Annotated in this window: 7 protein-coding genes; 5 read left to right on the top strand and 2 right to left on the bottom strand. The window is 72.9% G+C overall.

The window, feature by feature from the left end; translation table 11 throughout:
• Positions 1–92 precede the first annotated feature (92 nt).
• A complete protein-coding gene (locus ABTY40_RS25345) occupies positions 93–1,715 on the bottom strand; it encodes a PucR family transcriptional regulator (RefSeq protein ID WP_352061638.1) in 1,623 nt (540 codons plus the stop codon).
• A 161-nt stretch (positions 1,716–1,876) separates the two neighbouring features.
• Here ABTY40_RS25345 and ABTY40_RS25340 point away from each other — a divergent pair, with 161 nt between their 5' ends.
• Together ABTY40_RS25340 and ABTY40_RS25335 are read left to right on the top strand one after the other, a co-directional pair.
• Entirely contained in the window at positions 1,877–3,394 is a 1,518-nt protein-coding gene (locus ABTY40_RS25340) for an APC family permease (RefSeq protein ID WP_352061637.1), read from the top strand.
• Between the two features lie 121 nt (positions 3,395–3,515).
• Positions 3,516–5,159 carry a flavin monoamine oxidase family protein gene (locus ABTY40_RS25335; RefSeq protein ID WP_352061636.1) on the top strand — a complete coding sequence of 548 codons (1,644 nt, stop codon included), beginning with the start codon at positions 3,516–3,518 and terminating at the stop codon, positions 5,157–5,159.
• 62 nt (positions 5,160–5,221) lie between these two features.
• On the opposite strand, the gene ABTY40_RS25330 is transcribed toward ABTY40_RS25335, so the two are convergent.
• Entirely contained in the window at positions 5,222–7,024 is a 1,803-nt protein-coding gene (locus ABTY40_RS25330) for a glycoside hydrolase family 15 protein (protein WP_352061635.1), read from the bottom strand.
• A 512-nt stretch (positions 7,025–7,536) separates the two neighbouring features.
• Between ABTY40_RS25330 and pyrG the strand changes: the two genes are divergently transcribed.
• The 3 genes from pyrG (at position 7,537) to ABTY40_RS25315 (ending at position 12,076) form a co-directional block, all read left to right on the top strand.
• A complete protein-coding gene (gene pyrG, locus ABTY40_RS25325; RefSeq protein WP_352061634.1) occupies positions 7,537–9,195 on the top strand; it encodes a CTP synthase in 1,659 nt (552 codons plus the stop codon).
• A gap of 79 nt (positions 9,196–9,274) precedes the next feature.
• Positions 9,275–9,907 (top strand): NUDIX domain-containing protein, encoded by a 633-nt coding sequence (locus tag ABTY40_RS25320; RefSeq protein ID WP_352061633.1) that lies wholly within the window; start codon positions 9,275–9,277, stop codon positions 9,905–9,907.
• Positions 9,908–10,090: 183 nt separating this feature from the next.
• Positions 10,091–12,076, top strand: a complete 1,986-nt coding sequence (locus tag ABTY40_RS25315; RefSeq protein WP_352061632.1) for an AAA family ATPase — start codon at positions 10,091–10,093, stop codon at positions 12,074–12,076.
• Positions 12,077–12,129 lie beyond the last annotated feature (53 nt).

The raw sequence follows: 12,129 nt of genomic DNA, 5'->3' as shown, positions 1-12,129 counted from the left end.
GTTAAGAGTGGCGAGGGACGGGTGTTCCTTGCCTTCGCTGTTTTCCGGGTGCCGGAAGCGCCCCGGACCGGCCTCCGGTCCCGCCGCCGCCGTCACGTCGTGTGGCGCCGCGCGCGCAGGGCCAGCGAGAGGGCCAGCACCGTCTGCGGGTCGTCGAGGTCCGTACCGAGCAGCTCGGAGATGCGGGCCAGCCGGTTGTACAGCGTCTGCCGGTTGAGGTGGAGCTCCCGGGCCGTCTCCGCCTTGCGGCCCGCGTGCGCCAGATACGTCTCCAGGGTCGGCAGCAGCGGCGGCCGCGCGGCACGGTCGTGGTCGCGCAGCGGACCGATCGCCCGCTCCACGAAGGCCGCCAGGTCCGGATGGTCCCGCAGCCGCCACAGCAGCAGGTCGATGTCGAGCCGCCGCGCGTCGTACCACGGCCGGTCCGACAGGCCCTGCGCCGCCGTGGCCGTCTCCGCCGCGTGCCGCAGCCCCGCCGAGGCCGCCGCCCAGCCGCCCGCCACGCCCACCACGACCACCGGCGGATGCGCCCCGGTCCTCTCCAGGCCCGCCCGCTCCACCCCCGCCCGCAGAGCCGCCGCCACCCGGTCCGCGACCGCCGTGCGCTCCGACTCCGTCCGCAGCCCCAGCAGCAGCGGCACCCGGCCCTCCACCGGCCGGACACCGAGCAGCACGGGCACCCCGACGGAGGCCAGCTCCTCCAGGACGGCCCGGGCCAGCAGCGCCCAGTTCCCCGCCGGGGACAGCTCCGCCGCCAGGCGCATCACCACCGGCAGCAGCGGCCCGTCACCCGGCTTGAAGCCGAGGACCCGGGCCTGCGCCGGTGCGTCCTCCGCCGAGATCCGCCCCTCCGCCAGGTCCGTCAGGAAATCGCCCCGGCCGCGCGCCGCGAGCTCCTCCTCCTGCCGGGCCTGCATCAGCACCACGGCCAGCAGCCCCGCCGCCCGCTCGGCGGCCATCCGGTGCACGGGAGCCGGCGTACCGGAGACCGCGAGGACGACCAGCCGGGCCCGTACCGAACCCGCCCCCGGCCCGCCGCCCGGCACGTCGACGAGGACCGTGCCGGTCGGCGGCCCCGACGCGCGGGCCGCCCGCCGGCCGCGCAGCCCGTCCCACACCTGGAGCGGGTCCGCCGGGCCGGGCGCGGTGCCCGCCGCGTACAGCAGCTGCCCGTCCGCCGTCTCCAGGAAGACCGGGTTGGCGGCGAAGTCCGACAGGATGCGCAGCACCTGCGGCACCCCGCCACCGCCGAGCAGTGCCTCGGTGCACTGCCGGTGCACCTCCTCGGCCTGCCGCTGGAGCGCGTAGTGGCCGTTGACGATCTCGGTGTGGATCTCCTCCGTCACCGCCACGAACGGCACCTCGCGGTGCAGCTGCACCAGCGGCAGGCCCGCCGCCCGCGCCGTCTCCACGATCGTCGCCGGCAGCCGGTCGAAGCGGGGGCCCAGCTCGACCACGAGCGCGGCGATGCCCCGGTCCGCGAGCCGCCGCACGAAAGCCCGCTGCTCGGCCGGGCGGGTCCCGAGGCCCAGCCCCGTCGTGAGCAGCAGCTCACCGCCCTTGAGCAGCGAGGCGATGTTCGGCACCTCGCCCGCGTGCACCCAGCGCACCGTGCGGTGCAGCCGGTCCGCGCACGCCACGACCTCCGGGAGCCCGCCGCGCAGACCCGGGAGCTCGAGGGCCCGCCGCACGGTGATCCCGCCCTGACTCTCCATGGGCCCGGACGCTACCCGCGTCCGTGTTTCCGCGACATCACCCCGCGGTCACGGGACCGGACCACTCGCCCCCCAGGGCGACAACTCGTCGCCCCGTGGCGCGAATTGCGCGACCGCATGTCGATTGTGGCCTACGTCACTCGCGAGGATGCTCTCGCGCCATGGCAGAGAAATCCACCCCAGAGGTCCACCGGCTCAAGGCGAACTCCGTCGGTCTGGTCGGCGTCGTCTTCATGGCCGTCGCCACCGCCGCCCCGATCACCGCCATGACCGGCAACCTTCCCATCGCCGTCGGCTTCGGCAACGGCACCGGCGCGCCCGCCGGCTATCTCTTCGCGACCCTCGTCCTGACCGTCTTCTCGGTCGGCTACGTCGCCATGGCCCGGCGGATCACCGCCGCCGGCGCCTTCTACGGCTACATCTCGCACGGCCTCGGCCGGATCGCCGGCATGGCCTCCGGCATGCTCGCCGTCCTCGCGTACATCGTCTTCGAGGCCTCCATCGTCGGCGTCTTCGCCTACTTCGCCCGGACGACCGTCGCCGACCAGCTCGGCGTGGACCTGCCGTGGATCCTCTACGCCGCCGTCATGCTGGCCGTCACCGCCGTCCTCTCCTACTTCGACATCAATCTCACCGCCAAAGCCCTCGGCGTCATGCTGATCGCGGAGATCGCCGTCCTCTTCGCGGTCGCCACCGCCGTCCTGATCTCCGGCGGCGGACCCGACGGGATACCCCTGGAGCCCGTCAACCCCAAGAACGCCTTCACCGGCGCCTCCGCCGGCCTCGGCCTCTTCTTCGCCTTCTGGTCGTGGGTCGGCTTCGAGTCCACCGCGATGTACGGCGAGGAGTCGCGCGACCCCAAGCGGGTGATCCCGCGCGCCACCCTGATCTCCGTCATCGGCGTCGGCCTCTTCTACATCTACGTGTCGTGGATGACGATCGCGGGGAACGGCCTCGCCGGCTCCGTGACGCTCTCCTCCTCCGCCACCCCCCTCGACCTGTTCTTCGCGCCCACCCGGTCCTACATCGGCGCCTGGGCCGTCGACGCCTTCCAGTGGCTGCTGCTCACCGGCTCCTTCGCCTGCGGCATGGCCTTCCACCAGTGCGCCTCCCGCTACCTGTACGCCATCGGGCGCGAGGGCTTCCTCCACCCGGCCCTCGGCCGTACGCACGCCCGGCACGGGTCGCCTTACGTCGCCTCCTTCACCCAGAGCGCCGTCGCCGTCGTCCTCGTGGGCGCCTTCTGGCTCACCGGCCAGGACCCGTACATCCACCTCTACACCCTGCTCGCCATCCTCGGGACGATGGCGATCCTCATCGTCCAGACCCTGTGCTCCTTCGCGGTCATCGGCTACTTCCGCAAGAACCATCCCGAGGACCGGCACTGGTTCAGGACCCTCACCGCGCCGCTCCTCGGCGGGATCGGCATGGCCGCCGTGGTCGTGCTCCTCGTCGTCAACATGGAGACCGCGGCCGGACTCGCCGCCGACTCCCTCTTCTTCGAGGCCATCCCCTGGATCGTCGGCCTCGTCCTCCTCGGCGGCCTCGGCCTCGGCCTCCACCTCAAGTTCAGGCGGCCCGAGCGCTACGAGGTCATCGGCCGGATCGTCCTGGAGGACGCCGTCGAACGCGAGGACGCGGTCCCCGAGCCCGAACCCGCCGCGGCGCCCCGGGGCTGACCCCACCGGCCCGGACCGCCACCGGGCCCTGGGACCACCCGCCCAGGACCCACCGGAACCACCGGCCCCGGACCGCCACCGGAGCCGGACCCACCCCACCCCCATCGCACAGGAGAGCCCCATGGCACGCACCCACCCGATGCACCTCCTGAACCGGCTGGCCGCCGAGCACGCCGGCGCCCGACGGCTCGGCATCCCCGTCGACGAACTCCGCGGCCTGCGCTCCGACGCGCTCGGGCGCCGCACCCTCCTCAAGTACGCCGCCGCGGCCGGGCTCGCGGCCGGCGCGGGCACCGTGGCCGCCGGTCCCGCCGCCGCCGCCCCCGTTCCCGACCGTCCGGTCAGGAGCACCGCCCGGATCGCCGTCGTCGGCGCCGGGATCTCCGGTCTCACCGCCGCCCTCACTCTCCAGGACGCCGGGCTCACCCCGGTGCTCTACGAGGCCAACCCCTCCCGGGTCGGCGGACGCATGTGGACGCAGCGCGACCACTGGGCCTACGGGCAGACGTCCGAGATCGGCGGCGAGCTGATCGACACCAGTCACAAGAAGATGCTCGAACTCTGCCGACGCTTCGGCCTCGCCGTCGAGGACTTCCTCGGCGGCGGCCCCAACGGGGCCGAGGAGGTCCTCTGGTTCCACGGCGCCTACTACCCGCGCCACCAGGCCGACGAGGACTTCAAGGCCGTCTACCAGGCCCTCCACCGGGACCTGATCGAGGCGGGGGAGGTGAAGTGGAACCAGAGCACGCCCGCCGGCACCGCGCTGGACAACATGTCGATATACGAGTGGATCGAGACCCGCGTCCCCGGCGGCCACTCCTCCCCGCTCGGCCGCTTCATCGACGTCGCCTACAACGTCGAGTACGGCGCCGACACCACCGAGCAGTCCTCGCTCGCCCTCGTCCTGCTGATGGGCTATCAGACCAATCCCGGCAACTTCAACGTCTGGGGCCTGTCCAACGAGCGCTACCACGTCGTCGGAGGCAACGACCGGCTCCCGAACGCCATCGCCGGGGCGCTCGCCCCCGGCACCCTGCGCAGGGGCTGGTCCCTGACGGCCCTGCGCGCCAACGCCGACGGCACCCAGACGCTCACCTTCACCGAGGCGGGCACCACCCGCACGGTCACCGCGGACCACACCGTCCTGTGTCTCCCGCTGCCCGTCCTCCAGGGGCTCGACCTCTCCCGGGCGGGCTTCGACCCCCTCATGCGCGACCTGCTCAGGGACGCCCGCATGGGCCACTGCACCAAGCTCAACATGCAGTTCGCCACCCGCCCATGGCGCGGCACCGGCCCCTGGCCCGGGGTCTCCGCCGGCGACTGCTTCACCGACACCGAGGTCCAGCAGACCTGGGACACCACCAAGATCCAGGGCGGCACCGGCGGCATCCTCATCCAGTACCACGGCGGCGGCCTGGCCCGGTCACTGAACCCGGCCGGACCCTTCTCCACCGAGTCCGACCCGTACGTCCGGGACCTCGTCGCCCGGCACCTCAAGGGCGTCGACGCCTTCTTCCCCGGCACCTCCAAGGCGTACACGGGCCGCGCCCAGCTCTCCGCCTGGCACAAGAACCCCTACACCCTCGGCGCGTACTCCTGCTGGCCCGTCGGCTACCTCCACCGCTACGCGGGCTACGAGGGCACCGCCCAGGGCAACGTCCACATCGGCGGCGAGCACTGCTCGTACGACTTCCAGGGCTTCATGGAAGGCGGCGCCACCGAGGGCGAGCGCGCCGCCCGGGAGGTGATCGACGCCCTGCGCTGAGGCGCCGGGACGCACACCGGCCCCGGGGGGAGCACCCCCCGGGGCCGGTCGCGACGCGCCCGTCAGCCGCCGTACGCGCCCGAGGCGGTCAGGCGCAGCGCCGTGTCGATCAGCGGAACGTGGCTGAAGGCCTGCGGGAAGTTCCCCACCTGGCGCTGGAGCCGCGGGTCCCACTCCTCGGCGAGCAGGCCGAGGTCGTTGCGGAGCGAGAGCAGCTTCTCGAACAGGACGCGGGCCTCGTCCACCCGGCCGATCATCGCCAGGTCGTCCGCCAGCCAGAACGAGCACGCCAGGAACGCGCCCTCGTCACCCTCCAGACCGTCGACCCCGGCCTCCTCGCCGGCCGTCGGGTACCGCAGCACGAACCCGTCCTCCGTGGACAGCTCCCGCTGGATCGCCTCGATCGTCCCGATCACCCGCTTGTCGTCCGGCGGCAGGAAGCCCATCTGCGGGATCAGCAGCAGCGAGGCGTCCAGCTCCTTCGAGCCGTACGACTGCGTGAACGTGTTCCGTTCCTTGTCGTAGCCCTTCTCGCACACGTCCCGGTGGATCTCGTCGCGCAGCTCCCGCCAGCGCTCCAGCGGGCCGTCGGCGTCCCCGGACTCGATCAGCTTGATCGTCCGGTCGACCGCCACCCAGGCCATCACCTTGGAGTGGGTGAAGTGGCGGCGGGGTCCGCGCACCTCCCAGATGCCCTCGTCGGGCTGGTTCCAGTTCTTCTCCAGGTACTCGATCAGCTTCAGCTGGAGCAGGGCGGCGTAGTCGTTGCGGGACAGCCCCGTCATGTGGGCCAGGTGGAGGGCCTCGGTGACCTCGCCGTACACGTCCAGCTGGAGCTGGTTGGCGGCGCCGTTCCCGACCCGGACCGGGCTCGAGTTCTCGTACCCCGGCAGCCAGTCCAGCTCCGCCTCGCCGAGTTCCCGCTCGCCCGCGATGCCGTACATGATCTGCAGGTTCTCCGGGTCGCCCGCGACCGCGCGCAGCAGCCAGTCCCGCCAGGCGCGGGCCTCCTCGCGGTAGCCGGTGCGGAGCATCGAGGAGAGGGTGATCGCCGCGTCCCGCAGCCAGGTGTAGCGGTAGTCCCAGTTCCGTACGCCGCCGATCTCCTCCGGCAGCGAGGTCGTCGGCGCCGCCACGATGCCGCCGGTCGGCGCGTACGTCAGCGCCTTCAGGGTGATCAGCGAGCGGACCACCGCCTCCCGGTACGGGCCGTGGTAGGTGCAGTGGTCGACCCATTCGCGCCAGAAGTCGGTGGTGGCCTCCAGGGCGGCCTCCGGCTCGGGCAGCGGCGGCGGCTCCTTGTGCGAGGGCTGCCAGGACAGCGTGAAGGTGATCCGGTCCCCCGGGGTGACCGTGAACTCGGAGTACGTGGTGAGACGCTCGCCGTGGGTCTCCGCGTCCGTGTCCAGCCACACCGAGTCGGGCCCGGCGACGGCGACCGTACGGTCCCCGACCTTGTGCACCCAGGGCACGATCCGGCCGTAGCTGAACCGCATGCGCAGCGAGGAACGCATCGGCACCCGGCCGCTGATGCCCTCCACGATCCGGATGAGCTGCGGGGCCCCGTCACGCGGGGGCATGAAATCCGTCACCCGGACCGAGCCGCGCGGGGTGTCCCACTCCGACTCCAGGACGAGCGAGTCGCCGCGGTAGCGCCGCCGGTCGGCGTGGGCCGGCTCGGCGCCGTCGGGTACGGCGGGGGCCACCCGCCAGAATCCGTGCTCCTCCGTGCCGAGCAATCCGGCGAAGATCGCGTGAGAGTCGAAGCGGGGCAGGCAGAGCCAGTCGACACTGCCGTCCCGGCAGACCAGCGCCGCGGTCTGCATGTCTCCGATGAGTGCGTAATCCTCGATACGCCCGGCCACGTGCTTCACTCCAGTCGAACGGCCACGTCCGCCCCGTGGGGCGCTTGCTACGAATGTGCCTGATGTGCCGGCCCGACGGGAGGCGGGGGCCGGCTGGGTCAGCGGTCAGAGGGTCGTCGACGAGCCCGTGATTCCGGTCGGCCCGCGGGGTGGTGCGGTGGACCGGCCGGCTCGGCAGGCAGTTCCGAGCAGGATACGTCGCGTCCGGGTGACCGGCGCGATCACGCGGGCGAAACGCGCTGCGCCACCCGGACGAGCAGCCCGGGCGAGCAGGCCTTTTCCCGCCGGAGAGCCCTTCCCCGGAGGGCCGCGTCGCGGTCCGTGTGCACCCGACTGCCACGCGTGGCCGGAAGCGGTCTCCCTTCGTCGCTGATACCCTGGTACCCCGTGGACCGGTGGGAAACGGCGAGAGCCGAGGACCCCGCAACCGCAGCGACGGCACCCCCCGATTCTTCCCGAGGGGCCGCCGGAACGCACCTCCAGAACGCGACCACGGGAGCCCCCTCTTGGCGATGCCGCCCAACACCACGACGACCAAGCACATCTTCGTCACCGGGGGTGTCGCCTCCTCCCTCGGCAAGGGCCTGACCGCCTCCAGCCTGGGTGCGCTCCTCAAGGCGCGGGGCCTGCGGGTCACGATGCAGAAGCTCGACCCGTACCTCAACGTCGACCCCGGCACGATGAACCCCTTCCAGCACGGTGAGGTGTTCGTCACCAACGACGGCGCCGAGACCGACCTGGACATCGGCCACTACGAGCGCTTCCTCGACGTCGACCTCGACGGCTCGGCCAACGTCACCACCGGCCAGGTCTACTCCCAGGTCATCGCCAAGGAGCGGCGCGGCGAGTACCTCGGTGACACCGTGCAGGTCATCCCGCACATCACCAACGAGATCAAGTCCCGGATCCGCCGCATGGCCACCGACGACGTCGACGTCGTCATCACCGAGGTCGGCGGCACGGTCGGCGACATCGAGTCCCTGCCGTTCCTGGAGACCGTCCGCCAGGTCCGCCACGAGGTCGGCCGCGACAACGTCTTCGTCGTGCACATCTCGCTGCTGCCGTACATCGGCCCCTCCGGCGAGCTGAAGACCAAGCCGACCCAGCACTCGGTCGCCGCCCTGCGCAACATCGGCATCCAGCCCGACGCGATCGTGCTGCGCGCCGACCGCGAGGTCCCCACCGCCATCAAGCGCAAGATCTCGCTGATGTGCGACGTGGACGAGGCCGCCGTCGTCGCCGCGATCGACGCCAAGTCGATCTACGACATTCCGAAGGTCCTGCACACCGAGGGCCTCGACGCCTACGTCGTCCGCAAGCTCGACCTGCCCTTCCGCGACGTGGACTGGACCGTCTGGGAGGACCTGCTCGATCGCGTCCACAACCCCGAGCACGAGGTGACCGTCGCGCTCGTCGGCAAGTACATCGACCTGCCCGACGCCTACCTCTCGGTCACCGAGGCCATGCGGGCCGGCGGCTTCGCCAACAAGGCCCGGGTCAAGGTCAAGTGGGTCACCTCCGACGACTGCAAGACCCCGGTCGGCGCCGAGAAGCAGCTCGGCGACTGCGACGCCGTCCTCATCCCCGGCGGCTTCGGCGACCGCGGCGTGTCCGGCAAGGTCGGCGCCATCCGCTACGCCCGCGAGAACAAGGTCCCGCTGCTCGGCATCTGCCTGGGCCTCCAGTGCATCGTGATCGAGGCGGCCCGGAACCTGGCCGACATCCCCGAGGCCAACTCCACCGAGTTCGACCCGGCCACCGCGCACCCCGTCGTCTCCACGATGGAGGAGCAGCTCGCGTACGTGGAGGGCGCCGGCGACCTCGGCGGCACCATGCGCCTGGGCCTCTACCCGGCGAAGCTCGCCGAGGGCTCGGTCGTCCGCGAGGCCTACGGTGACCAGCCGTACGTGGAGGAGCGCCACCGCCACCGCTACGAGGTGAACAACGCCTACCGCGCGGAGCTGGAGAAGAAGGCCGGTCTGGTCTTCTCCGGCACCTCCCCGGACAACAAGCTCGTCGAGTTCGTCGAGTACCCGCGCGAGATCCACCCCTACCTGGTCGCCACCCAGGCGCACCCGGAGCTGAAGTCCCGCCCCACCCGCCCGCACCCCCTCTTCGCGGGTCTGGTCAAGGCGGCCGTCGAGCGCAAGACGGGCGCGTCGGCCGAGTAGGCGCCTGGCGTTAACGTTGCCGGGGTACGCGTCCTGCGGGGCGCGTACCCCGGCTTTTTCGCACGTGGGAGGAAGAACGATGCAGCAGGTGCAGGACACCGCGGAGGAGTGGCAGGTCGTCGCGAGCGCGACCCCCTTCACGGGCAACAAGACGAGTGTCCGCACGGACGACGTGGTCATGCCGGACGGCACGGTCGTGCGCCGTGACTACCAGGTCCACCCCGGTTCGGTCGCCGTCCTCGCCCTGGACGAGCGGGACCGGGTCGTCGTGCTCCGGCAGTACCGCCACCCCGTGCGGCAGAAGCTGTGGGAGATCCCGGCCGGACTGCTCGACGTGCCCGGCGAGAACCCGCTGCACGCGGCCCAGCGCGAGCTGTACGAGGAGGCGCACGTCAAGGCCGGGGACTGGCGGGTCCTGACCGACGTCTACACGACGCCGGGCGGCTGCGACGAGGCCGTACGGATCTTCCTCGCGCGGGACCTCTCCGAGGCGGAGGGCGAGCGGTTCGCGGTCGCCGAGGAGGAGGCGGACATGGAGCTGGCGCGGGTGCCGGTGGAGGAGCTGGTGCGGGGGGTGCTGGCGGGGGAGCTGCACAACAACTGTCTCGTGGTGGGGGTGCTGTCCCTCGCGGCGGCGCGCGCCACGGCCGACGGCCTGGACTCCCTCCGTCCGGCGGAGGCCGCCTGGCCCGCACGGCCCTTCCAGCCGTAGGGCGGGTGGCCCGGGCCCCCGAGCGGGGTAGGCGAGGCGTGGTGTGACCATCGGCTGATCCGATCGGGGGATGTGTCCGCCGCGCTCCGCCAGGGGCGCACCGTGGGCTGAACTACGCTCGGAAACACCCGTGCGGAGACCCCGCGGGATCGGCTCGTGCGCAGGTGGACGGGAGCGTGGCCCGTGACGGATCAGGCGGTGGCAGCGGCCGGCAGCCGGCGGTTCTTCGGCCGGCAGCGGGAGCTCAAGGCACTGCGCGCCGACATCGAGCGGACCGGACTCGACACCCTCACCGGCCGCAAGGCCCCCCGCGCCCGGGTCCTGCTGATCGCCGGCAAACCCGGCTCCGGCCGCACCACCCTGGCGGAGGAGCTGACCGCCTCGCTCGCCGACCGCTACCCCGGCGGCCTCTTCCGCGCCCGCCTCACCGAACCGGGCGGCGACCCCGTCCCCACCGCCCGCGCCGCCCAGGAGCTGCTCGCCGCCCTCGGCGTCGCCGAACCCCCCGGCGCCGGCGAGGAGGAACTCACCGAACTGGTGCGCCACGCCCTCGCCGGGCGCCGCGCCCTCCTGCTGCTCGACGACGCCGTGGACGCCGAGCAGGCCGACCCCCTGATCCCCGACGACCCGGACTGCCTGGTGGTCGCGGTGGCCCGAGGCCCGCTCACCGGCATCCCGGACGTCCGCCCCTGCACGGTCGGCGGTCTCGACCCGAAGTCCGCGATCGAACTGCTCACCACCTTCACCGGCGCCGTGCGCGTCACCGTCGACCCGCAGGCCGCTGAGACCCTGGTGGAGGAGTGCGGCGGACTGCCCGCCGCCGTCGTCCTCGCCGGCGGCTGGCTGGCCGGCCGACCCAAGGCCTCCATCGCCGACCTGGCCAAGCGGCTGCGCGCCCGCGCCGGTGACCCGCTCACCCGGACGTTCCTGCTCGCCCACGAGGCCCTGCCCCAGCCGGCCGCCCGGATACTGCGATTCCTCTCGCTCGCCCCCCTGGGCCGCGCCGACGCCCACACCGCCTCCGCCCTGGCCGGCTGCTCGGTCTCGGCCGCCGCGACCACCCTCGCCGACTTCGTCCGGCTGGGGCTGGTCCGCGAGGCGGGGGACGGACAGTACGAGCTGCCGGGCCACCTCGTGCCCCTGCTCCGCGCCCGGCTGGAGGAGGACGACCGGCCCGCCGAGGTGCAGCTCGCCCGGGCCCGGATGCTGGAGCGGACCGTACGGCTCCTCCAGTCCTGCCGGGCGGTCACCGAGCCGGAGGGGTCGTCCGCCCGCCGCAGGCTCTCCGGCCTGCCCCGCGCCCTGCGCTTCCCGACCACCGCGGACGGGGCCGAGTGGCTGCGCTCGCGGCAGCCGGTCCTGCTCGCCTCGGCCCGCCTCGCCGTCGCGGACGGGGAGCTCGACACCCTCGCCCGCCGCCTGATCGCCTCCCTGGTCCGGGCGCTCGCCGCCCACCGGGGCGCCGAGGCCGCCGCCCCCGAGCTGTACGGCCTGCACCGGCTGGTCCTGGACGTGGCCGAGCGGCGCGGACTCCACCGCGAGCGGGCCGCCGCCCTGCTCAACCTGGGCGACCTCGACGCCAGGACCGGCCGCACCAAGGAGGCGCTGCTGCGCTACCGGGCGGCCCTGGACGCAGGAAGGGCGGCGAACGACCCGTACGCCGTCGGCCGCGCGATGGAATCCGTAGGCGGCAGCTACCAGGAACTGGGGGACTGGCACCGGGCAGGCGACTGGTACGGGCGGGCGCTCGCACAGCGGCTCGCCCGCGACGAGCGCGCCGACCAGGCCCGGCTGTACGCCCGCCTCGGCACCGTACAGACCTATGCCGGACGGTACGGCGAGGCGCTGCGGAACTGGCGCGCCGCCGCGGCCGGCTACCGCAGGCTCGACGATCTCGCGGGCCACGCACGGGCGTTGAGCGAGGCTGCCCGGGTCCAGGAGTACGCGGGGCGGCCCGAGGAGTCGCTGCGGACCTGCGAGGAAGCGGTCGAGTGGGCCCGCCGGGCCCGGGACGCCCGGCTGCAGGCCGCCCTCCAGCTGCGGCTGGCCGACACCCTCGACCGGCTCGGCGACCCGGCGGCCGCCCGGCTGCACCGGGCCGCGGCGGAACGTCTGCTGGAAACGGAATCCTCTGCCTACGAAATCCGCAGTGGGTCCGCTGAAGATTAGTACTTTGAAAGGCTAGACAGCGGGAACTCCTTCATTAGACTGGTTGCGCCGCG

Source organism: Streptomyces sp. NPDC126503 (assembly GCF_040302405.1).
In the GTDB taxonomy this organism is placed as follows: Bacteria; Actinomycetota; Actinomycetes; order Streptomycetales; family Streptomycetaceae; genus Streptomyces; species Streptomyces gulbargensis.
This window is presented reverse-complemented; position numbering and strand designations above follow the sequence as displayed.